We start from the raw sequence: 22,483 nt of genomic DNA on the forward strand, positions 1-22,483 counted from the left end.
GGGGCTCACATTCTGAAGACACCGAAGTTCTCGGTGCCTTCGATCGGGGCGGTGGCGATCGCCGAGAGACACATACCCAGCACGGTGCGGGTGTCGCGCGGGTCGATGATGCCGTCGTCGTAGACGCGGCCGGAGAGGAACATCGGCAGCGACTCGGCCTCGATCTGGGCCTCGACCATGGCACGCATGCCCTTGTCGGCTTCCTCGTCGAACGGCAGACCCTTCGCCTCGGCACTCCCGCGGGCGACGATCGAGACGACGCCCGCCAGCTGCGCCGGTCCCATGACGGCGGACTTCGCGCTGGGCCACGCGAACAGGAAACGCGGATCGTAGGCGCGTCCGCACATCCCGTAGTGGCCGGCGCCGTAGGACGCGCCCATCAGGATCGAGATGTGCGGGACCGTCGAGTTCGACACCGCGTTGATCATCATCGCGCCGTGCTTGATGATGCCGCCCTGCTCGTACTCCTTGCCGACCATGTATCCGGTCGTGTTGTGCAGGAAGATCAGTGGGGTGTTCGCGCGGTTGGCGAGCTGGATGAACTGGGTCGCCTTCTGCGCCTCCTCCGAGAACAGCACTCCGCGCGCGTTGGCGAGGATGCCGACCGGATAGCCGTGCAGTTCGGCCCAGCCGGTGACCAGCGAACTGCCGTAGAGCGGTTTGAACTCGTCGAAGTCGGAGCCGTCCACGATGCGCGCGACGACCTCGCGCGGATCGAACGGGACCTTCAGGTCGGCCGGAACGATGCCGAGCAGTTCCTCGGAGTCGAAGAGCGGTTCGATCACCTCGGCGCGGGGCGCCGGGCCCTGCTTGCGCCAGTTGAGGCGCTTGACGATGCTGCGCCCGATCCGGATCGCGTCGTACTCGTCCTGCGCGAAGTAGTCGGCGAGCCCGGACTTGCGGGCGTGCATCTCGGCGCCGCCGAGCGATTCGTCGTCGGACTCCTCACCGGTCGCCATCTTCACCAGCGGCGGCCCACCCAGGAACACCTTCGACTGTTCCTTGATCATCACCACGTGGTCGGACATGCCGGGGATGTACGCACCACCCGCGGTGGAGTTGCCGAACACCAGTGCCACGGTAGGGATTCCGGCCGCCGACGCCCGCGTGAGGTCGCGGAACATCCGGCCGCCCGGGATGAAGACCTCCTTCTGCGTGGGCAGGTCGGCGCCGCCGGACTCGACCAGCGAGATGATCGGAAGCCGGTTCTGCTGCGCGATCTCGTTGATCCGAAAGCTCTTCTTGATCGTCCACGGGTTGCTGGCGCCACCACGGGACGTGGGGTCGTTGGCGACGATCATGCACTCGACGCCCTCGACGACACCGATACCGGTGACGACGTTGGCGCCGACGGGGAAGTCGCTGCCCCACGCCGCGAGCGTGCACAACTCGAGGAACGGCGAGTCCTCGTCGATCAGCAGCTCGATCCGCTCGCGAGCGGGGAGCTTGCCGCGCTTCCGGTGCCTCTCGACGGCCCTCTCACCGCCCCCGGCGAGTGCCTTCTGCAGCTCGCCGTCGATCTCGGCGAGCTTCGTTGTCGTCGACTCGGCGGCGGCGACGTACGCCTCCCCTGCCGTGTCGATCGTCGATCCGATCACTGTCATCGTTGTCCACCCCACTGGGTCATCGGGTTTCGGGTCGTCATGTTCTTGCTTAGGGGCCTGGTCATGCCTGGTAGCCGAGGACCTTCGCGGCCAGGGAGGTCAGGATCTCGGTGGTGCCACCGCCGATTCCAAGGATGCGCATGTCGCGGTACTGACGCTCGACCTCGCTCTCGCGCATGTAGCCGAGACCGCCGAACAGCTGCACCGCCTGGTGCGCCACCCATTCACCGTTCTCGACCGCGGTGTTCTTCGCGAAGCACACCTCGGCAAGAAGGTTCTCGTCGCCTGCGGTGTAGCGGTCCACGACGGAACGGGTGTACACCCGCGCGACGTCGACCTTGCGCGCCATCTCCGACAGCGTGTTCTGCACCGACTGCCTGCTGATCAGCGGGCGACCGAAGGTCTCGCGGTCGCGGCACCAGTCGAGGGTCAGGTCGAGGCAACGCTGTGCGCTGGAGTACGCCTGCGCGGCAAGCGCCACCCGCTCGGTCACGAATGCCTGCGCGATCTGAGCGAATCCGCTGTTCTCGGCACCGACGAGATTCGCGGCCGGAACCCGGCAGTCCACGAACGACAGCTCGGCGGTGTCCGAGGCCAGCCAGCCCATCTTCTCCAGCTTGCGGGACACCGTGAATCCCGGTGTGCCCTTCTCGATCACGAGCAGCGACACGCCGCCTGCGCCGTCTCCGCCCGTGCGGACGGCGGTGACCACGAAGTCGGCGCGGCAGCCCGAGGTGATGAATGTCTTGGCGCCGTTGACGACGTAGTCGTCGCCGTCGCGGACGGCGCGGGTGGTGAGGTGGCCGACGTCGGAGCCTCCGCCCGGCTCGGTGATGGCGAGCGATCCGATCAGGTCACCGGCGAGGGTGGGACGAACCCACTTCTCGATCTGGTCGGGGTCACCCGCCGCCACCAGGTGCGGCAACGCGATGCCGCAGGTGAAGAGCGACGCGAACAGGCCACCCGACGCCCCGGCTTGGTGCATCTCCTCGCACACGACGATCGAGTCGACCGGATCTCCGCCGCCACCACCAACGGATTCGGGGAACGACACCCCGAGCAGGCCGAGTTCGCCCGCACGCCGGTGCAGTTCGCGTGGGATCTCGCCGGACCGCTCCCACTCGTCGAGGTGGGGCAGGATCTCCTTGTCGACGAAGCGCCGCACGGTCTCGCGCAGGTCGCGTCGTTCGGGGGTGTTCCACGCATCGGTCACGAGATCGCCTCCTGGAGTGTGGTGTCGGATGTCGCCGAGTCGAGCAGCGCGGAGGGAATCGCGAGATGCCGCGAGCGCAGCCATTCCCCGAGGCCCTTCGCCTGCGGGTCGAACCGCGCCTGGTACGCGACACCGGGGCCGAGGATTCCTTCGATCACGAAGTTGACCGCGCGCAGCTCGGGCAGCAGTGTCCGGGTGATCGGCAGCTGCTCCGCCTCCGGGAGCATCCGGCGCACCTCGTCCACCGTCAATGCGTTCGCCAGCCACTGCCACTGCTCGTCGGTGCGGACCCAGACGCCGATGTTCGCGTTGCCGCCCTTGTCCCCGCTCCGTGCGGCCGCCAGCGCACCGAGCGGCGCGTCGACCGTGTCGCCGTCCGGTAGCGGCAGCGGCAGAGCGGGATCGCCGACCGGATCGAGGGTCCTGGTCTCCACCGCGGGTGCGATGGCGACGCGCGTGCCGTCGGGCAGGACCGCAGTGTGCGGAACCTCCTCGGCATCCACGTATCCCGGGGTGTAGACCCCGTATGCGGAACCGTTGCCCGGCATGGACAGGAAGTTGCAGCCCGGGTAGCTGGCCAGGGCGAGTTCCACCGCTACGTTCGAGAACGCCCGCCCCACCGTGTTCGGGTCGGGGTCGCGGACCACGCAGCGCAGGATCGCGCTGGCCTGCTCCTGGGTCTCGGCGTTCGGTCGGTCCAGCCGCGCCAGTTCCCACGTCAACTCGGCGGGACGCACCGGAAGCCACGACTCGAGCTGGGTGCGCGCGAGGTCGGCCTTCGCCTCGATGTCGAGTCCGGTGAGCACGAAGGCCATCTCGTTCCGGAATCCGCCCAGGGTGTTGAGCGAGACCTTCAGCTGCGGCGGCGGCGCCTCGCCGCGGACCCCGGAGATCTCGACGCGGTCCGGTCCGTCCTGGCGCAGCGTCGCGCTGTCGAGCCGGGTGGTGACGTCGGGGCCGGCGTAGCGGGCACCCTGGATCTCGTACATCAGCTGGGCGGTGACCGTGTCGACGGTGACCGCCCCGCCGGTGCCCGCGTGCTTGGTGATGACCGAGGAGCCGTCCGCGCGGATCTCGGCGAGCGGGAAGCCCGGCCGGTTCAGGTCGGGGATCTCCGTGAAGAAGGAGAAGTTGCCCCCGGTCGCCTGCGTGCCGCACTCGATCACGTGGCCCGCGACGACGGCCCCGGCCAGGGCGTCGTAGTCGTCTCGGCGCCAACCGAAGTGGTGAGCTGCCGGCCCGACCACGACGGACGCGTCGGTCACCCGTCCGGTGACGACGACGTCGGCTCCCGCGGCGAGGCACTCCGCAATTCCCCAGGCGCCCAGGTAGGCGTTCGCGGTCAGTGGCGTCCCGAGGCCCAGATCCGGCGCGCGGGCGGTGAGATCGTCGCCGGTGACATGCGCGATGCGAGCCTCGATGCCGAGGCGGTCGGCGAGCTCCCCCAGCTTCGCGGACAGCCCGGCCGGGTTGAGCCCACCCGCGTTGACGACGATCCGGACACCGCGCTCCATCGCCAGTCCGAGGCAGTCCTCCATCTGACGCAGGAACGTCTTCGCGTACCCGAGGTCGGCGTCCCTCATGCGGTCCTTGCCGAGGATCAACATCGTGAGCTCGGCGAGGTAGTCACCGGTCAGGTAGTCCAACTCGCCGCCGGTGAGCATCTCGCGCATCGCGGAGATGCGGTCGCCGTAGAAGCCCGAGCAGTTGCCGATACGTACGCTCACGCCTCGTCCTTTCGATCGCGGCCGGCGCCGGGAGGACCGGCGAAGGCCTGGGCGATGGTCAGCCAGTGCGCGGCGTCCTCACCGACCGTGGTGAGGGCGAGATCGTCGCGATGCGCCCGCTGGGTGACCAGGAGACAGAAGTCCAGGGCCGGACCGGTGACCCGCTGCGCGGCGTCGACCGGCCCCCACGTCCAGCCATCGCCCTCGGGACCGGTGAGTTCCACGCGGAACTCCTCGGCCGGCGGCGGCAGCTCGTTGACGGAGTACGCGAAGTCTCGGGTGCGGACACCCAGATGCGCGATCGACCGCAGTCGTGAGGTCGGTGCGAGTCGCACCCCGACCGCGGCCGCGACGTCCTGGCCGTGCGCCCAGGTCTCCATCAACCGGGCCGTGGCCATCGACATCGGGCTCATCGGGGGGCCGTACCAGGGCAGTTTCGTACCGGCGGGGACGGCGAGCAGCGCCTCGGCCAGCGCGGTACGACCGGCCCGCCATCGTGCCAGCAACTCGGTCGGCGGCGTCCGCGCCTCGACCTCGGCGGCCTCGTCGACGAACCCGGCGGGATTGCGCCATGCCTCCGCGAGGGATTCACCGAACCCCGTCGGGTCCTCGACGGAGAGGAGCGCCGCCCGGTCGGTCCAGGCGAGATGCCCGATCTGGTGCGCGATCGTCCAGCCCGCGGCGGCGGTGCCGTGGCGCCAGCCGTCGTCGGCCAGGTCCGCGACGAGCGCGTCGACGGCATCGCCCTCGGCCACGAGATCGTCGATCACTTCACTCAAGTCGGCCATCCGTCCCCTTCCGCCGTGCATCCCGTTCACACCGTGACGTGTCCAGGATCACTCACTCCGACGAAAAAAGCAATCACGACTGCTTGTTATTGCCGAAGACTCCCACGTGAGGGACACGGTCAACCGAATAGTGTTGCACGACAACAGGGATCAAGCGGATCACGACATTGCGCAAAATCACCCGGCCGCACCGTCACTGCTGTACAACGGACGCGCGCCACCCGGCGTGAGGGACACACCGACCGAAGAAGGAGTACATCGTGCTCGACTTGCTCGTCGCGTTTCTCGATCTGCTCGCCAATCCGATCACGATCGGCAGCACCGACATCAGCGTCGGCAGCAGCCTCGGACTGCCCGGGCTGAACATCGGGCTCGGTAGCTGACCCAACACCCACCTCACACCTAGGAGAACCGATGGCTCTGCCCCAGATCCCCGACATCGCCGCGCTCATCGCTGCACTCATCCCGCCGGGCACCCCGATCGAGGTCATCGTCGACCCCTTCCCCGGCAGCAGCCTCGGATTCGGCTCGGTCACCCTCGAGAGCTGACCCGGTTGCCGCGCGCACGATCCGGACACCGCTGACACGGAGTGGAGACGCAACCAACCGTTCACCGGGAAAACATGGTCACGGCCAGATCACGTCGTGTACAAATACCGAGAACGCCGTATGGCGTACAGTCGCACACCCCCTCGGCAAACCAGGAGCGCACATGCTTTCCGCTGATCTCTCTGACCTCTTCGGTGGACTCTCCGTCGTTTTCGACGCACTCGATCGCATCTCCAGCGGTTCCGACGACAGCGGCTCGGCCAGCTAGTTCGAACCCGGACAACGCAGAATGCCACCGGCGGCGCCGGTGGCATTCTGCGTTGTCCGGTCCATATCCGGTGCTCGATACGCACCTGCGACACCACGCGCAGGGAGGGACGGTCCGTATCGATACCGGGCGCCGATTCCAACCCGGAGTCGCGCCGACTTGGGGTAGAACTGTCACGCCCCGAGCCCGGGGATCGACACACACACGACACCTCAGGAGTGATCCATGAGTTCGATCGAGACCATCCTCGGCGACCTACTCGGCAACCTGCTCGCGGCCCAGCCGATCGCGGACAACTTCATCGGCAGCAGCACCCCCGATGTCGGAAGCTCCTGGACGCTGGGTGGCGGCATCCAGCCGTACTAACCTTCATCGGTCCGTGACGTCCGCACGAGGAGCGGAACCAGTCACCACCCCACCGATGGACCCTGACGTGGATCGACCACCCGGCATCGCAATTGGAGGACAACATGGGATTTCTCGACGCCCTCATCCAGGCCGCGCTCGACATCTTGCCTCCGCCCACAACCGAGGGCGGATTCGTCGGATGGACCACCGGCGATTTCGGCAGCAGCACCCCCAGCTTCGGTAGCACCTGGACCCCCGGCGGCATCACGCCACTCTGAGATCCACACCGCTGCGACATTCCGCGAGGGGGCGCGGAGTTCGTCACCGATCCCCCTCGCGGACGCGGAGCACCGACCGGGTACAACAGCAGCCACACCCGTGTCACCCGTCAGACGCTGATCCTCGACGCGCCTCAGGCGCGCACGTCAGACGTGGAGCCGGAACACGACCGTTCGCGTCGTCAGTGCCTCCCGCTGCGATCGTCACCGCCGCGCCCTCCGCCCATTCGACAACCCCAGCCACATCCAGCCCGTACGGGGCTCGCGCGACGTAGGGGCGAAGGCGATCCGCGCCCCGAACCATGAGTTTCCGTGCCCCCGCGATGTTGCCACGCCGTAGATGCGTGAGGCCGACCGCGAGCTGGGCAAGGCCCTGCCACAGCAGTCGCTCGTCCTCCGCTGCCGACTTCCAGGCGTCCTCGAACACCTCGTGAGCGTGAAACGGCATCTCCGCATCGAGGAGCCGCTGCCCCTCGGCGATCGTCTCGGAGGGCGTCCGCACGAGCCCCTCCGGAGCGCGCTCCACACCTGCCGCACCCCGCGGCAAGGGCCGCCCCAACCCGTCCCGCGGCCTGGCGTTGCGCGGCCGGCCGCGGTCGTCACGCTCCCGATCGTCCGCGTCCATGCCACACACCCTATTGCCGTGGAACCCGCACGCGGGACCGCAGTGTATGCGTTACCGTGAGTAACAGGGAAAGATCGGCGCCCGGCCGGTCGTCCACGAGGAGCACCATGGGGCACATCCACCGCACAGCGACGACCACGGCAACGGTCGGCGCCGGTTTCGCCTACGTCGACGACTACCGCAACGTCCCGGACTGGATGTTCGGCGTCACCCGGTTCGAACCGGTCGGAGCGCAGTCGCAGGGCCTCGGCGCGGAGTTCGACGTCACGATGAAGATCGGGCCGAGCGCGCTGCACTCGCGGGTCCGCGTCACCTCGTGGGAGCAGGACCGACTCATCGTCCTCGACTCGATCGACGGCATCGCGAGCTCCTCCACCTGGCGCTTCTCCCCGAGGTCCGGCGGCGGTTCCGAACTGTCGGTCGACTTCGACTACACATTGCCCGGCGGCCTGATCGGGAAGGCACTCGCCAAGGTGGTCGAACCGGTCGTCGGTACGGCGATCGCCCAGACCGAGTCCACGCTGCGCCGCAATGTCGAGGAGCTGACACGGTCCTGAGCTCGGCGAACGGTACTGTCGCGGCAGCGCGAACGGCGTCACCATGGACACACCCACCCGCTGACGCAGGAGGACGCCGTGTCCGTCTCGAATCCCGCGAACTCCGGCTCCGCTTCCGGCGCCGTCGACGCGCTGGCCCAGCGGATACTCGATGCCGGCCTGGGGGCCGTCGACCTGCTGTCGATCCACGTGGGCGACCGCCTCGGGTGGTATCGATCCCTCGCGGCAGACGGTCCCTCGACTGCGACCGAGCTCGCCGACCACACCTCCACCCATGCCCGTTATGCGCGTGAATGGCTCGAACAGCAGGCGGTGACCGGCCTGCTCGAGGTCGACACCAGCGACCCCGACACCCCGCGGTTCTCGCTTCCGCCTGCCGCTGCAGAGGTGCTGACCGACGCCACGAGCCTCTCCTACCTGGCTCCACTGGCCCGAATGTTCGCCGGATCCGCGGGCCAGCTCCCCGCCCTGCTCGACGCCTACCGAACCGGAGGGGGTGTCGGCTGGGCCCAGTTCGGCGCGGACGCGCGGGAGTCGCAGGCCGACATGAATCGGCCGTGGTACGAGCGGGAGCTGGCGGGTGCGCTGGACTCGGTTCCCGATCTCCACGCAGCCCTGCGCACACCCGGCGCCCGGATCGCCGACATCGGATGCGGGGCAGGGTGGTCGACCATCGCGCTGGCCCGCGCGTATCCGCAATCGCGCGTCACCGGCTACGACATCGACGAGCCGTCCATCGCCATGGCGGTCGCCAACACGGGCACCGACGTCGCCGAGCGGGTCGACTTCCACGCGGGATCCGCCACCGTCCTGCCACCGTCGGAGTTCGACGTCGTGTTCGCGTTCGAATGCGTGCACGACATGCCCGATCCGGTCGGCGTGCTCGCCGCCGCACGACGATCGTTGCGGCCGGGCGGCGTGGCAGTCGTGATGGACGAGGCCGTTGCGGACACGTTCACCGCTCCCGGCGACGAGACGGAACGGCTGATGTACGGATTCAGCCTCTTCGTCTGCCTCCCTGACGGCATGAGCCACCAGCCGAGTGCGGGAACCGGCACGGTGATGCGCCCGCACACCCTGGAGAGCTATGCGACGGAAGCCGGCTTCACGGGATTCGAGATCCTCCCGATCGAGAACTTCGGACTCTGGCGCTTCTACCGCCTCACCACCACCCCCACCACTGGCTGAACGTGGCCTTCATCTCGTCGAGGAAGACGAAAGCCACGTTCAGCCGATCAGCAGTGGCGTCCGGCCCGTAATCAAGCGAGGGCCCGGGTCAGGCGAGCAGACCCTTGGCGATGTGCGTCACCTGGATCTCGTTGCTGCCCGCGTAGATCATCAGCGACTTCGCGTCGCGCGCCAGCTGCTCGACCTTGTACTCGCGCATGTAGCCGTTACCACCGAACAGCTGGACGGCCTCCATCGCGACCTCGGTCGCCGCGCGCGACGAGTACAGCTTCATCGCGGACGCCTCGGCGAGCGACACCGGCTTGCCTGCCGCAGACCGCTCCAGCGCGTTGAACACCATGTTCTGCACGTTGATTCGCGCGATCTCCATCTCGGCGAGCTTGAGCTGGATGAGCTGGAACTGCGCGATCTCCCGGCCCCACAGCTTGCGGTTCTTCGCATAGTCGACGCAGAGGCGCAGGCACTCGTTGATGATGCCCAGGGACAAGTACGCGATGCCGATGCGCTCGGCGGCGAACGACTCCTTCGCGCTCTCCTTGCCGTCACCCTTCGCCGGGTTCTCCGTCTCTCCGAGCAGCCGGTCCTTCGTGATCCGCACGTTGTCGAAGAACAGCTCACCCGTCGGCGACGAGTTCATGCCCATCTTCTTGAACGGGGCGCCCTGCGTGAACCCCTCCATCCCCTTGTCCAGGACGAACCCGAGCACCTTGCGGTCGCGACGGTCGACGGACGGATCGCCCTCGTCGAGCTTGGCGTAGACGATGACCACGTCGGCGTAGGGACCGTTGGTGATGAACGTCTTCTGCCCGTTGAGGATGTAGTCCTCACCGTCGCGGCGGACGTACGTCTTCATGCCGCCGAAGGCGTCCGATCCGGAGTCGGGCTCGGTGATCGCCCACGCGCCGACCTTCTCCATCGTGACCAGTTCAGGGAGCCAGCGCTTCTTCTGCGCGAGCGTGCCCCGGCTCCGGATCGTGCCTGCGGCGAGCCCGATGCTGACGCCGAGCGATGCGATCAGGCCCAGGCTCACGCCGGCCAGTTCACAGTTGAGGATCGCGCCCATACCGCCGGCGCCCATGCCACCGCCGCCACCGGACGAGGCCGGAACGTCCTCGCCGCGCTCGCGCGCCTCCTCGCGGGCGATGTCCTTCTCCAGGCCCTCGCGCGCCATCTCGGCGATTCCGAAGGTGGTGTACATCTTCCGGATGATGTCGAAGGGAGGCAGTTCTCCACTCTCGAGCTTGTCGACGTGCGGCGTGATCTCCTTGTCGATGAATCCGCGGAGGGCGTCGCGGAACATGAGATCGGTGTCGGACCACTCGTACATAACGTGAACTCCAAGCATTTCGGCGGCAACTCCCGCCAATATAGAACACGTTCTCGTTCTCGCCGCCGACTTGCCCGGGACGGTGCGGCCACTCGCCGGCCTCGGAGCGGATACTGACCGTCATGAGCAGCAAGGAGATCGATCCCCGCTTTCGCCTCCCACTCGCACTCGCCGCGGTCGTCCAGGTCGCGTTGACCGCCGCGGCACTCCTCGACCTGCGCAAGCGCACCGAGGATCAGCTCCGAGGACCGAAACGGCTGTGGACCGTCGCGTCGTTCGTGAACTTCGTCGGGCCGATCGCCTACTTCACCTTCGGACGTCGTAGGCCCTGACAGGGCTCCCCGCCCACGAGACGTGGACAGCCGACGACGGACGGCTGTTCACGCCACACTGCGACGAATGCGGCGCTGGTGACGTCCGCCGCTCAGCCCCCAGGTCGCGTCGCATTCGGAGCTGCCAGGACGACGCCGCTCGATGCTGAAATCGGTGATGGGCAGCCGTTCCAGGAGCGGCGAATCGGCACACGGGTCGCCGTGGTAACCCTGCTCGAGCATGGAATAGGCGGTGTGGTTCACGGCCTGCACCGCGACCTGCAGCGCAGCGAGTGCGGTGCGCTCCGGCCCGAATCGCGCGAGGGTGTGCCCGCCCTGAACGGAGGTTCCGACCACCGCGTAGAAGGCCCAGTCCGTGTCGGACGCGGTTCGGGCCACCGGCTCGACGTCGCCGGAATCCGCGCGGGTCCCGGGAGCCGAATCGACACCGTGGGGCAGCAAGGTTTCCGATCTCGGAGTGGATTCGGTGGCCATGACGCGCCTTCTTCCGTGTGTTGCTACCCACATCGGTTCCGTTGCGTTCGACGTTAACGCCAGGGTGCGACAGGTCGGCGGCGCCACGCCCTACCACGACGCAACGAAACGACCACATACGAACGACGGTGGACCCACTTCCGAGAAGTGGGTCCACCGTCGTTGGATGTGTCGGCGATTCACCGGTGCACGAGGTGCGTCAGTGCATCATCACCGGTGCCGCCTCGCCCTCGGCCGGGGCCACAGGCTTGCGGCGGGGCAGGAAGAACGCCGGGATCAGCGTCAGCAGCAGCAAGACGAGCGCCACCAGGAAGGTGTTCCCGAACGCGTCCGCGGCAGCCGACATGCCCTGCTCGATGACGCCGGGCGGCAGCTGCGCCGCTGCCTCAGGGTTGTGCGCGGCAGCCGAGACCATCTGCGCCTCGGGGCTGGCCTTCATCTGGTTGGTCAGCACCACCGACATCGTCGCGGTACCGATCGAGCCCGCGACCTGCTGGACGATGTTCATCAGCGTCGAGCCCCGCGCCACGGTCTGATCCGTGAGGGTCTGCATCGCAGCCGTCATGATCGGCATCATCGTGCAGCCCATACCGAGGCCCATGACGAAGAGCGCACCGAGCAGCAGGGGGTACGGAGTGTCCGTGCCGAGCTGTGTGAACACACCCATGCCGAGCGACATCAGAGCGACACCGAACATGACGATCTTGCCGGGGCCGATGCGGTCGACGAGGTTGCCTGCGATCGGCATCGTCACCATCGCGCCGATGCCCTGCGGCGCGAGCAGCAGACCCGCCGCGAGCGTGGTCTCGCCGCGCACCTGCAGGAAGTAGCTCGGGAACAGCAGGCCCGCACCCATGAACGCGATCGCGAACAGGCTGGACGTGATGACCGCGATGGTGAGGTTGCGGTTCTGGAACAGGTGCAGGTCGATCAGCGGGTGGTCCGCACGCTTGAGCGCGTGGAAGACGAACGCCAGCACCAGAGCGGCACCGATCGCGCAGGACACCACGACGCGCGTGGTGAGTCCGCCGCCGCCCTCGGAGATCGACGAGACACCGAACAGGAACAGCGCCAGACCGGGCGAGAGCAGCAGCATGCCGACGAAGTCGAACGACTCGGACGGCTGCGGCTTGTCGGAGGGCAGCAGAACGAAGGCCGCCGCCAGCGCGATGATGCCGATCGGCAGGTTGATGAGGAAGATCCAGTGCCAGCTGACGGCCTCGATGAGCCAGCCACCCAGGATCGGGCCGCTGATCGGGCCGAGCAGCATCGGGATGCCGAGCACGGCCATGACACGGCCGACGCGCTGCGGTCCCGCCGCACGGGTCATGATCGTCATGCCGAGCGGCATGAGCATGCCGCCGCCGAGGCCCTGCAGGACGCGGAAGGCGATCAGCGACTCGATGCTCCACGCGACCGAGCACGCCACCGAGCCGGCGACGAACAGCACCAGCGCTGTCATGTAGAGGCGTTTGGTACCGAAGCGGTCCGCGGCCCATCCGGTCGCCGGGATGACCGCGGCGAGCGCGAGGGTGTACGCCGTCATCGTCCACGCGACGGTTGCGTACGTGGCGTCGAACTCCTGCATGAACGTCGGCAGCGCGACGGACACGACGGTGACGTCGAGGATGGACATGATGGCGCCGAGCACCACCACGCCCGCGATCTTGAGGACTGCGGCGTCGATCTTGTCCGACTCCACGGGAGCCGGTGTCGGCGTCGTCATTGGTTCTCCTGACAGTTGTTGCGAGGCACTCGGAGGGATTCGTCCCCGAGTACGGTGTCGAGCGTGTCGTAGAGCCTGGTGCGGACGGTGTCCGGCATCCGGTCGGCGAGCGAGCGAATGCCGTCCCGCTTCGCCTCGAGGTGGCCGGCGACGAGGGTACGTCCCGCCTCCGACAGGGAGACCAGCCGAACCCGGCGGTCGGTCGGGTCCTCGCGTCGATCGGCCAGCCCCTGCTGGAGCAGCTGGTCGACGTTGCGGCCTGCCGCTGCGACCGACAGTCGCAGTCCGTCCGCCAGCTCGTTGATCGCGACCGGCCGGCCACACTGCGCCAGCAGGAACAGCGTTCGGACCTGGGAGAAGGACAGATCGTGGGCGACGAGACGGTCCATCGCCTCGCCCTCGCCCAGCCCCAGGAGGCGGGTCAGGAACTCCTCCAGCACCCGGCACAGGTCGTCGGAGGTCACGTGCACCGCGCAATCCTAACGATGGTGCAAATATTGCTCAATCGAGATTGTTTGTGAGAGTCATCACCGCATGGGGTGAATCCGATCACGACGCACTCCCGTCGGACAACCGAATATCTGCGTACACCCGCCCGTTCCCCGAGAGGGATAGCCTCGCCACATGGCGGAGGCATCGCGGGTCCTGATCCTCATGCGGCACGGCAAGTCCGCGTACCCGGACGACGTGTCGGATCACGAGCGCCCCCTCGCGCCCCGAGGACGCCGCGAGGCCGGCCTGGCAGGCGACTGGATCCGCGCGACGCAGCCACCCGTCGACGCCGTCCTCTGCTCGACGTCGACGCGCACGCGGTTGACGCTCGAGGCCACCGGCGTCGACGCCCCCGTGGAGTTCAGTGACCTGCTCTACGGCGCGACGCCCGCGCAGGTGCTCCACGAGATCGCGGGTACGAAACCCGACGTCTCCACACTGCTCGTCATCGGTCACGACCCCGGCATCCCGGGCGCGGCCATGGCCCTCGACCCGCGGTCACGTCACGCAGACCGCATCTCGGACAAGTTCCCCACCTCGGCGCTGGCGACCCTCGTCATGACGGGCACCTGGGCGGACATCCATCTCGCGGGCGGGGCGCTGACGGCCTTCCACGTACCTCGCTGATCCGAGTCGCCGCGGCAGCCGCGGCCGCTAGTGTTGCGGCCGTCCCGCATTCCGGGCCCGACGAGAGGACAGCGCGTGTCGTTCGACCAACCACTCGCCCCACCACCGACGCGCGGCACCCTGTTCACCCGGTCCCGCCCGTTGCGTGCCGGAGACGTGGCACCCGACAACCGGCTGCGACTCGACGGTATCGCGCGCTATCTGCAGGACATCGGCTCGGACAACGCCGACGCCGCGGGTTTCGCGGAGACCGATCCGGTGTGGATCCTGCGGCGCACTGTCATCGACGTGCGCACCCCGGCCGAGTGGCCCGACCATGTGAGCATGCGCCGCTGGTGTTCCGCGTACTCGACGCGCTGGTCGACCATGCGGGTGGAGATGACGAGCGACAAGGGTGCGCGGATCGAAACCGAGGGCTTCTGGATCCATATCAACCGAGACACCGGCATGCCGTCCCGGATCAGCGACTCCACGCTGGAACTGCTCGGCAGCCACACGGACGTCGACAGGCTGCGCTGGAAGTCGTGGCTGGCCGAGGACCTGCCGGAGGACGGCGTCGACGTCCCGTTCCCGTTGCGGTCGACCGACTTCGACCCGCTCGACCACGTCAACAACGCCGCGTATCTGCATGCGGTGGAGGAACACGCGATCACTCGCCCGGACCTGCTGGCGGCACCGCATCGCGTGGTGATCGAGTACGCCTCCCCCATCACCATCGGGGAACAGCTCACGATCCGGCGTCGCGAGGACGCCGACGGACTGTCGCTGTGGTTCGTGGTGGACGGTGCGAGTCGGGCCGGCGCACGGCTGGCCCGACTCACCGACTGAACGTCAACCCTTGGCGATCGCCACCATCTCGCCGATGTCGAGCAGCTTGACGCGGGGACGACCGGCGGCCTTCCCGAGTTCACGCTCGCGCGCGTCGATCAGCTTCCATCCGGCCCAGTCGACCTCCTCCGGCTGACGCTCCGCCAGCAGCGCCACCAGCGCGTCCCGGTCTCCCTTGGGAGCGCCGAGCCGCTCGGCCGCGAGGTCCTCGAGGATGAGCGCGATCGTGTTGTGCGCGCACTGCCGGTTCGTGCCGATCACGCCGGAGGGCCCGCGCTTGATCCAGCCCGCCGTGTAGGTGCCCGGGACCGGGACGTCGGTGCCGACCTCGGTCACACGTCCGCCGACGTTGGAGATGGTGCCCCGGGAGTCGTCGAACGGCAGGTCCGGGACCGGGACGCCACGGTAGCCGACCGAGCGCAGTACGAGGCCGGCCTCGAGGAGTTCGGTGTCACCTGTGGTGCGCGCGCGCATCACGCCGTCCTCGTCCGCGACCATCTCGTTGCGGGCGACGAGGACACCGGTCGCCTTTCCGTCGCCCCGGATCTCGACAGGCGAGGCGAGGAAACGCAGGACGATGCGCTTCGGGTGCCCCTCGAGGGGTCGGGCCGCGTACTCACGCAGGATGTCCAACTTGAGCTTCTTGGCCGGGTCGGACTCCACCTCGGCCGCGCTGGCCGCGTCGAGCTCGAGCTCGGCGGCGTCGACGACGACATCGACCCCGGGCAGGTACCCGAGTGCGAGCAGCTCGGGGTTGGTGAACGCGGCCTGCGCCGGTCCGCGCCTGCCGAGGAGCACGACCTCCTCGACGGCACTTCCGCGCAGCGCCTCCACTGCGTGCTCTGCCATGTCCGTCTTCGCGAGCCGGTCGGGGTCGAGTACCAGCAGTCGCGCGACGTCGAGCGCGACGTTTCCGTTGCCGACGATCACGGCACGACGACCGGAGAGGTCGAAGTTGCGGCCGGCGTAGTCGGGGTGGCCGTTGTACCAGGCCACGAACTCCGTCGCCGCGAGGCTGCCGTCCAGATCCTCGCCGGGGATGCCGAGGCGTCTGTCGCTCGGCGCACCGACGGCGTAGATCACCGCGTGGTGGTGTTCGAGGAGTTCGGCGTGGCTGATGTGCTTGCCGATCTCGACGTTGAGGTGCAGGCGGAACCCTGGGCGCCGTGACACCTCGGCGAACAGGTCGGTCACCGACTTCGTCTCGGGGTGGTCGGGCGCCACACCGGCGCGCACGAGACCCCACGGCGTCGGGAGTCGGTCGAACATGTCGACCTCGACGCCGGAACGCTTGAAGGCGAGCAGTTCGCGGGCGGCGTAGAACCCCGACGGACCCGATCCGACGATCGCGACGCGGAAGGGTTCCTGGTCGGTCTTCGGGAACTTCAGCGACGGGCCGGGCGCGACCGGCTCGTGATCGCCCATCGCGAAGTAGTCGGCGTTGATCGACGCGTAGCGTTCCATGCCTTCGGGCAGGTCGTCGTCACGGAAGATCGCGTTCACCGGGCAGGCGTCGACGCAGAGGCCGCAGTCGATGCACGTCTCGGCATCGATGTAGAGCATCTCGGTGCGCTGGAACGCCCGCTCGTCCGGTGTCGGATGGATGCAGTCCACCGGGCACACCTCGGTGCAACTGGCGTCGTTGCAACAAGGCTGGGTGATGACGAACGCCACTGTCGGTCTCCTCCAAACTAGAACTTGTTCTCGCAAAGGATACCCGCGTGACATAGAACACGTCACCGAGAACAGGCCATGAGACTACCGACACCTTCCTTACGCATTGTGTCCCGGGTCACTTCCGTTCGCGGCCGGGCGAAACACGACCGAAACAGCACCCGCCATCAGGTGATCCAGAGTTTTGCGACACGTTTGCAGCTTCCCGCGCGATGAGCCACTGGAGCGAAATAAACTTCACCCGCCTCGGCCCGTGCACAACCGGAGAACAAGGCCGACAATCACGGCGGAACGGACAGAGCGAAAGGACCCGCGGTGACCATGGTGAAACGTAAGCCAGGCAAAACATCACCGCCATCCGGCACCCACACCGACGCGCGTCTCGCGCACCCCCACGAGATCGAACAGTGGGACGACCACGTCGCGCGCAACCCGGACGGCGGACACCCCTTTCGCGGCCGAGCGTTTGCGGAGTCGTTGCGCTTGCGGGGTTACGATCCCGATTACCTGTTCGTGGACGACCTCGCCATCACGGCGGCACGGGTGCGGGTGCCGAAGATCGGTACCTACTGGCAGATTCCCGGCCCAGGCGTCACCGATGTCGACGAACTCTGCCGTGTCGTGGACGCACTGATCCCGCTCGCCGATGCGAACGGCGTGTTCACCATTCGCATCGACCCGCTCGTCGAGGACGACCAGGCCACCCGGACGAGACTCCTGGACCTCGGGTATCGGCGAACGCTGACGTGGACGATCGACCACAGCATCGTCCTCGACGTCACCGGCACGGAAGCGGAGGTACAGGGCAGATTCAGTACCCGGGCGCGGCGGTGGATCAAGCGCGCGGCCAGGGACGGTGTGGTCGTTTCCCGGGTCGACGCGACCGAGGAGAACTGCCGACTGAAGTACGACCTGCTCAGCGCGACATCCGAGGCACGCTTCGCCATCCCGAGCCGGCCCGCCGCCACGGCCACCTACCAGCAGGCGCAATCAGCAGGCACCGGCCAACTGTTCTTCGCTCATTTCGAGGGCACCCTGGTCGCCGCGGGATATGCGATGGCACTCGGGGAGAACTCGCTGTACCTGACCGGTGCCTCGGTCCGGAAGGAGGCGGGAAGTTCCGCGGGCAACGGCCTCGGCGCACACGGCGTCGGACACGCGGTGCAGTGGGAGATGATCCGCTGGGCCAGGGAGGTGGGGTGCCTCCGGTACGACATGTACGGAGCGCCGTCGTCGGGGCGTGTCGACGATCCCGGCCATCCGCTGTACGGAGTGGGTCAGTTCAAGCTGAGCTTCAGCAAGGCGGTCACCGACTACATCGGCTGCTGGGATGTACCTGTCGGTGGAACACGATCACGACTGTTCTACGAAGCCGAGCGGGCCACCGTCAGACTCAATCGCTTCGGGATCGTCAGCCGATTCACCGGACACAACGCGCAGAACAACCCGGACCTCGACTGGTTCGGCTGACACGACGCAACGTTCCGGGCCGGCACCTCCGACCCGGAACGAGACGTCAGCCACGCAGCTTGCGCACACCCACGATGACGCCGGCGATCACGAGGATGCTGAGCAGCGCACCCCAGAACCCGAGCGCCCACCACATCACTCCGAACCCGATGACCAGTGGTGCCGCCGTGATCGCGACGATCCCCGGGCTCTCCTTCACCGTCTCCAGCGCCGCCTGCGCCTTCGTCCGGTCCATACCGCCACCAGCCATGATCCACGCCCCTGTCTCGTACCGGACCGATATGCCCGATTCACCGTCCACGATAGACGCGGCGCGGCCGGGGCGGCGCGGCAGTGCCGAGACGGCCGAACGGCCCCGCACTCTCGCGAGTGCGGGGCCGTTCGGTTGGAGCGTGAGCGACTACCGGTAGTCGGTACTGAAGCCGTAGTCGTCCAGCGGAACCGCAGCACCCGTGCCCTGGCCGAAGCCTTCCGGGCTGTAGTACTGGTCGTCGTAGGACGGCACGGCGTACGCCGCGGCGCGCGCCTCCTCGGTCGGCTGCACCTGGATGTTCCGGTACCGGTTGATGCCGGTGCCGGCCGGGATCAGCTTGCCGATGATCACGTTCTCCTTCAGACCGATCAGCTTGTCCGAGCGGCAGTTGATCGCCGCATCGGTCAGCACGCGAGTGGTCTCCTGGAAGGACGCGGCCGACAGCCACGAGTCCGTCGCGAGCGACGCCTTCGTGATACCCATCAGCACCGGGCGACCCGACGCGGGCTCGCCGCCCTCGGCGACGACGCGACGGTTCGACGACTCGAACTCGGCACGCTCGACCAGCGAACCGGGCAGGAACTCCGTCGCACCCGAGTCGATGATCGTGACGCGGCGCAGCATCTGGCGCACGATGACCTCGATGTGCTTGTCGTGGATCGACACACCCTGGCTCCGGTACACCTCCTGGACCTCGTTGACGAGGTGGATCTGCACCTGACGGGGGCCCATGACACGCAGCACCTCGTGCGGATCGGCAGCACCCTCCATGAGCTGCTGACCGACCTCGACGTGGTCACCGTCCGCCAGCAGGCGCTCGGTGCCGTCGTCGTGCTTGAACACGCGCAGACGCTGACGCTTGGACAGCTTGTCGTACACGACCTCTTCGCCGCCGTCGTCCGGGACGATGGTGATCTTGTAGAAGCGGTCGCCGTCCTCGAGCTGAACCCGGCCGGTGACGTCCGCGATCGGGGCCTTGCCCTTCGGGACACGGGCCTCGAACAGCTCCTGGACACGCGGCAGACCACCGGTGATGTCGGCCGCGCCGGCCGCACCACCCTGGTGGAAGGTACGCATGGTCAGCTGGGTACCGGGCTCACCGATCGACTGCGCGGCGACGATACCGACGGCCTCGCCGATGTCGACGAGCTTGCCGGTGGCCATCGAGCGGCCGTAGCAGGTCGCGCAGACGCCGGTTCCGGTGGTGCAGGTGAGCACGGAGCGCACCTTCACCTCGGTGATGCCTGCCGCGAGCAGCGCGTCGAGAGCCGGGTCGCCCAGGTCGTGGCCACGCTCGACGATGACGTTGCCGTCCGCGTCGACCGCGTCCGCGGCGAGGGTGCGGGCGTACGTCGAGGTCTCGACGTGCGCGTCGCGGATGACCGAGCCGTCGGGCTGACGCTCCGAGATCGTGGTGATGATGCCACGCTCGGTGCCACAGTCGACCTCGCGGACGATGACGTCCTGCGAGACGTCCACCAGACGACGCGTGAGGTAACCCGAGTCGGCGGTACGGAGAGCCGTGTCCGCCAGACCCTTACGGGCACCGTGCGTGTTGATGAAGTATTCGAGAACCGTCAGGCCCTCCTTGAAGGAGGACTTGATCGGACGCGGGATGAACTCACCCTTCGGGTTCGTGACCAGGCCCTTCATACCCGCGAGCGAGCGAACCTGGGTCATGTTGCCCGCCGCGCCCGACTTCACGATCATCGGGATCGGGTTGTCGTCCGGGAAGTGCGCCTCCATGGCCTTGCCGACCTCGTCGGTTGCCTCGGACCAGATCTTGACCAGGGCGCTGTTGCGCTCGGCGTGGTTCAGAGCGCCACGCTGGTACTTCTTCTCGATCTGATCGGCCTGGGCCTCGAAGGTCTCCATGATCTGCGGCTTCTCCGGCGGCACGAGCACGTCGGAGATCGACACGGTGACGCCGGATCGCGTGGCCCAGTAGAAGCCCGCATCCTTCATCTTGTCGACGGTCTGCGCGACCACGATCATCGGGTACCGCTCGGCGAGATCGTTGATGATCGTCGCCTGACGCTTCTTCGGCATCTGCTCGTTCACGAACGGGTAGTCCGCGGGGAGCAGCTCGTTGAAGAGCACCCGGCCCAGCGTGGTCTCGGCGACCCAGCCTTCGCCGTAGTTCCAGCCCTCGTCACCGAAGAGCTCGGCCTCGACCTCGGCGGACGGACGCTGCGTGGTCAGCCGCACCTTGATCTTCGACTGCACGGTCAGGACGCCACGGTCGACGGCCATCTGCGCCTCGGCAGGCGAGGAGTACACGCCCTGCTCGGCGCTGTCGGCGGTGGCCGGAGCCAGCTCGCCGGTCGCGCCCTCTTCGAGACGGGTCAGGTGGAACAGACCGGTGACCATGTCCAGACGCGGCATGGCGAGCGGACGACCGGACGCCGGCGACAGGATGTTGTTCGAGGACAGCATCAGGATGCGGGCCTCGGCCTGCGCCTCCGCGGACAGCGGCAGGTGCACGGCCATCTGGTCACCGTCGAAGTCGGCGTTGAACGCCTCACAGACGAGCGGGTGCAGCTGGATGGCCTTGCCCTCGACGAGCTGCGGCTCGAACGCCTGGATACCGAGGCGGTGCAGCGTGGGGGCGCGGTTGAGCAGCACGGGGTGCTCGGCGATGACCTCTTCGAGGACGTCCCACACCTGAGCACGCTGACGCTCAACCATCCGCTTCGCGGACTTGATGTTCTGCGCGTGGTTCAGGTCGACCAGGCGCTTCATCACGAACGGCTTGAACAGCTCGAGCGCCATCAGCTTCGGCAGACCGCACTGGTGCAGCTTGAGCTGCGGGCCGACGACGATGACCGAACGGCCCGAGTAGTCGACGCGCTTGCCGAGCAGGTTCTGACGGAAACGACCCTGCTTGCCCTTGAGCAGGTCGCTCAGGGACTTCAGCGGGCGGTTGCCCGGTCCGGTGACCGGACGGCCGCGACGGCCGTTGTCGAACAGCGCGTCCACGGACTCCTGCAGCATCCGCTTCTCGTTGTTGACGATGATCTCGGGGGCGCCGAGGTCGATCAGTCGCTTGAGGCGGTTGTTGCGGTTGATGACGCGGCGGTACAGGTCGTTCAGGTCGGAGGTCGCGAAGCGGCCACCGTCGAGCTGCACCATCGGACGGAGCTCCGGCGGGATGACCGGGACTGCGTCGAGGACCATGCCCATCGGCGAGTTGCCGGACTGCTGGAACGCCGCGACGACCTTGAGTCGCTTGAGCGCACGCAGCTTCTTCTGGCCCTTGCCGCTGCGGATCGTCTCGCGGAGGCTCTCGGCCTCGGCGTCGATGTCGAAGTTCTCCATCAGCTTCTGGATGGACTCCGCGCCCATCGCGCCGGTGAAGTACTCGCCGTAGCGGTCGACGAGCTCACGGTAGATGCTCTCGTCGATGATCAGCTGCTTGACGGCCAGCTTGGTGAAGGTGGTCCAGATCTCCTCGAGCCGGTCCAGCTCACGCTGGGCGCGGTCGCGGAGCTGACGCATCTCACGCTCGCCGCCGTCCTTGACCTTGCGGCGGACGTCGGACTTGGCGCCCTCGGCCTCGAGCTCGGCGATGTCGGCCTCGAGCTTCTGCGCGCGAGCCTCGAGGTCTGCGTCACGCTGGTCGGCGACGGTCTTCTTCTCGACCTCCATCTCCGCCTCGAGCGTGGACAGCTCGTTGTGACGCAGCTCGTCGTCGACGCCGACGATCACGTACGCGGCGAAGTAGATGATCTTCTCGAGATCCTTCGGCGCCAGGTCGAGCAGGTAGCCGAGACGGCTCGGCACACCCTTGAAGTACCAGATGTGGGTGACGGGGGCGGCGAGCTCGATGTGGCCCATCCGCTCGCGGCGCACCTTGGCACGGGTCACCTCGACGCCGCAGCGCTCACAGATGATGCCCTTGAAGCGGACGCGCTTGTACTTGCCGCAGTAGCACTCCCAGTCCCGGGTGGGGCCGAAGATCTTCTCGCAGAAGAGGCCGTCCTTCTCGGGCTTGAGCGTGCGGTAGTTGATGGTCTCCGGCTTCTTGACCTCGCCGAAGGACCACTGCCGGATGTCCTCCGCGGTGGCGAGACCGATACGGAGTTCATCGAAGAAGTTGACGTCGAGCACGTAACTTCCTTTCCCCTGTTCGGGT

22 protein-coding genes are annotated in these 22,483 nt (G+C 67.6%); 10 read left to right on the forward strand and 12 right to left on the reverse strand.

Translation table 11 applies throughout. The features are described from left to right. Positions 1–5 precede the first annotated feature (5 nt). The 4 genes from ACFSJG_RS22020 to ACFSJG_RS22035 all read right to left on the reverse strand — a co-directional run bounded on the left by ACFSJG_RS22020 (position 6) and on the right by ACFSJG_RS22035 (position 5,332). Positions 6–1,604 carry an acyl-CoA carboxylase subunit beta gene (locus tag ACFSJG_RS22020; RefSeq protein ID WP_378487366.1) on the reverse strand — a complete coding sequence of 533 codons (1,599 nt, stop codon included), beginning with the start codon at positions 1,602–1,604 and terminating at the stop codon, positions 6–8. 61 nt (positions 1,605–1,665) lie between these two features. Then, entirely contained in the window at positions 1,666–2,817 is a 1,152-nt protein-coding gene (locus ACFSJG_RS22025; protein ID WP_378487367.1) for an acyl-CoA dehydrogenase family protein, read from the reverse strand. After that, positions 2,814–4,544, reverse strand: a complete 1,731-nt coding sequence (locus ACFSJG_RS22030; RefSeq protein WP_378487368.1) for an acyclic terpene utilization AtuA family protein — start codon at positions 4,542–4,544, stop codon at positions 2,814–2,816. The genes ACFSJG_RS22025 and ACFSJG_RS22030 overlap by 4 nt, the downstream gene beginning before the upstream one ends. Further along, entirely contained in the window at positions 4,541–5,332 is a 792-nt protein-coding gene (locus tag ACFSJG_RS22035; RefSeq protein WP_378487369.1) for a TIGR03084 family metal-binding protein, read from the reverse strand. The genes ACFSJG_RS22030 and ACFSJG_RS22035 overlap by 4 nt, the downstream gene beginning before the upstream one ends. A gap of 260 nt (positions 5,333–5,592) precedes the next feature. On the opposite strand from ACFSJG_RS22035, the gene ACFSJG_RS22040 reads away from it, so the two are divergent. The 4 genes from ACFSJG_RS22040 to ACFSJG_RS22055 all read left to right on the forward strand — a co-directional run bounded on the left by ACFSJG_RS22040 (position 5,593) and on the right by ACFSJG_RS22055 (position 6,775). Next, the gene (locus ACFSJG_RS22040) at positions 5,593–5,715 is read left to right on the forward strand and encodes a hypothetical protein (RefSeq protein WP_378487370.1); all 123 of its coding nucleotides are present in this window, start codon (positions 5,593–5,595) and stop codon (positions 5,713–5,715) included. Between the two features lie 31 nt (positions 5,716–5,746). After that, positions 5,747–5,881, forward strand: coding sequence for a hypothetical protein (locus ACFSJG_RS22045; RefSeq protein WP_378487371.1), 135 nt, complete (start codon positions 5,747–5,749; stop codon positions 5,879–5,881). Between the two features lie 493 nt (positions 5,882–6,374). After that, entirely contained in the window at positions 6,375–6,515 is a 141-nt protein-coding gene (locus ACFSJG_RS22050) for a hypothetical protein (protein WP_378487372.1), read from the forward strand. A gap of 104 nt (positions 6,516–6,619) precedes the next feature. Beyond that, the gene (locus ACFSJG_RS22055; RefSeq protein ID WP_378487373.1) at positions 6,620–6,775 is read left to right on the forward strand and encodes a hypothetical protein; all 156 of its coding nucleotides are present in this window, start codon (positions 6,620–6,622) and stop codon (positions 6,773–6,775) included. Between the two features lie 103 nt (positions 6,776–6,878). Here ACFSJG_RS22055 and ACFSJG_RS22060 read toward each other — a convergent pair whose 3' ends face one another. Beyond that, positions 6,879–7,400 carry a DUF309 domain-containing protein gene (locus tag ACFSJG_RS22060; protein ID WP_378487374.1) on the reverse strand — a complete coding sequence of 174 codons (522 nt, stop codon included), beginning with the start codon at positions 7,398–7,400 and terminating at the stop codon, positions 6,879–6,881. Positions 7,401–7,507: 107 nt separating this feature from the next. Between ACFSJG_RS22060 and ACFSJG_RS22065 the strand changes: the two genes are divergently transcribed. After that, positions 7,508–7,957, forward strand: a complete 450-nt coding sequence (locus ACFSJG_RS22065; protein WP_378487375.1) for an SRPBCC family protein — start codon at positions 7,508–7,510, stop codon at positions 7,955–7,957. 78 nt (positions 7,958–8,035) lie between these two features. Then, the gene (locus ACFSJG_RS22070) at positions 8,036–9,145 is read left to right on the forward strand and encodes a class I SAM-dependent methyltransferase (protein WP_378487376.1); all 1,110 of its coding nucleotides are present in this window, start codon (positions 8,036–8,038) and stop codon (positions 9,143–9,145) included. 88 nt (positions 9,146–9,233) lie between these two features. Here ACFSJG_RS22070 and ACFSJG_RS22075 read toward each other — a convergent pair whose 3' ends face one another. Then, positions 9,234–10,472 (reverse strand): acyl-CoA dehydrogenase family protein, encoded by a 1,239-nt coding sequence (locus tag ACFSJG_RS22075; protein WP_378487377.1) that lies wholly within the window; start codon positions 10,470–10,472, stop codon positions 9,234–9,236. Between the two features lie 122 nt (positions 10,473–10,594). Here ACFSJG_RS22075 and ACFSJG_RS22080 point away from each other — a divergent pair, with 122 nt between their 5' ends. After that, a complete protein-coding gene (locus ACFSJG_RS22080) occupies positions 10,595–10,804 on the forward strand; it encodes a PLDc N-terminal domain-containing protein (RefSeq protein WP_378487378.1) in 210 nt (69 codons plus the stop codon). A gap of 48 nt (positions 10,805–10,852) precedes the next feature. Here the strand turns inward: ACFSJG_RS22080 and ACFSJG_RS22085 are convergent, their stop codons facing one another. The 3 genes from ACFSJG_RS22085 to ACFSJG_RS22095 all read right to left on the reverse strand — a co-directional run bounded on the left by ACFSJG_RS22085 (position 10,853) and on the right by ACFSJG_RS22095 (position 13,474). Continuing rightward, positions 10,853–11,278 (reverse strand): hypothetical protein, encoded by a 426-nt coding sequence (locus tag ACFSJG_RS22085; protein WP_378487379.1) that lies wholly within the window; start codon positions 11,276–11,278, stop codon positions 10,853–10,855. Between the two features lie 199 nt (positions 11,279–11,477). Beyond that, positions 11,478–13,004 (reverse strand): DHA2 family efflux MFS transporter permease subunit, encoded by a 1,527-nt coding sequence (locus tag ACFSJG_RS22090; RefSeq protein ID WP_378487380.1) that lies wholly within the window; start codon positions 13,002–13,004, stop codon positions 11,478–11,480. Continuing rightward, on the reverse strand, positions 13,001–13,474 hold the full coding sequence (locus ACFSJG_RS22095) for a MarR family winged helix-turn-helix transcriptional regulator (protein ID WP_378487381.1): 474 nt from the start codon (positions 13,472–13,474) through the stop codon (positions 13,001–13,003). The genes ACFSJG_RS22090 and ACFSJG_RS22095 overlap by 4 nt, the downstream gene beginning before the upstream one ends. Positions 13,475–13,628: 154 nt before the next feature. Between ACFSJG_RS22095 and ACFSJG_RS22100 the strand changes: the two genes are divergently transcribed. Together ACFSJG_RS22100 and ACFSJG_RS22105 are read left to right on the forward strand one after the other, a co-directional pair. Further along, entirely contained in the window at positions 13,629–14,123 is a 495-nt protein-coding gene (locus ACFSJG_RS22100) for a SixA phosphatase family protein (protein WP_378487382.1), read from the forward strand. A gap of 75 nt (positions 14,124–14,198) precedes the next feature. Next, complete coding sequence (locus ACFSJG_RS22105) at positions 14,199–14,951, forward strand: acyl-[acyl-carrier-protein] thioesterase (RefSeq protein ID WP_378487383.1); 753 nt, start codon at positions 14,199–14,201, stop codon at positions 14,949–14,951. A 3-nt stretch (positions 14,952–14,954) separates the two neighbouring features. Here the strand turns inward: ACFSJG_RS22105 and ACFSJG_RS22110 are convergent, their stop codons facing one another. Further along, on the reverse strand, positions 14,955–16,625 hold the full coding sequence (locus ACFSJG_RS22110; RefSeq protein WP_378487384.1) for an FAD-dependent oxidoreductase: 1,671 nt from the start codon (positions 16,623–16,625) through the stop codon (positions 14,955–14,957). A 321-nt stretch (positions 16,626–16,946) separates the two neighbouring features. Here ACFSJG_RS22110 and ACFSJG_RS22115 point away from each other — a divergent pair, with 321 nt between their 5' ends. Further along, a complete protein-coding gene (locus tag ACFSJG_RS22115; RefSeq protein WP_378487917.1) occupies positions 16,947–18,095 on the forward strand; it encodes a lipid II:glycine glycyltransferase FemX in 1,149 nt (382 codons plus the stop codon). Positions 18,096–18,141: 46 nt separating this feature from the next. Here the strand turns inward: ACFSJG_RS22115 and ACFSJG_RS22120 are convergent, their stop codons facing one another. Beyond that, positions 18,142–18,330 (reverse strand): hypothetical protein, encoded by a 189-nt coding sequence (locus tag ACFSJG_RS22120; RefSeq protein WP_378487385.1) that lies wholly within the window; start codon positions 18,328–18,330, stop codon positions 18,142–18,144. Positions 18,331–18,495: 165 nt separating this feature from the next. Beyond that, positions 18,496–22,458, reverse strand: coding sequence for a DNA-directed RNA polymerase subunit beta' (locus ACFSJG_RS22125; protein ID WP_378487386.1), 3,963 nt, complete (start codon positions 22,456–22,458; stop codon positions 18,496–18,498). Between the last annotated feature and the right edge of the window lie 25 nt (positions 22,459–22,483).

It is taken from the genome of Rhodococcus gannanensis, from assembly GCF_042681175.1.
In the GTDB taxonomy this organism is placed as follows: domain Bacteria; phylum Actinomycetota; class Actinomycetes; order Mycobacteriales; family Mycobacteriaceae; genus Rhodococcus_G; species Rhodococcus_G gannanensis.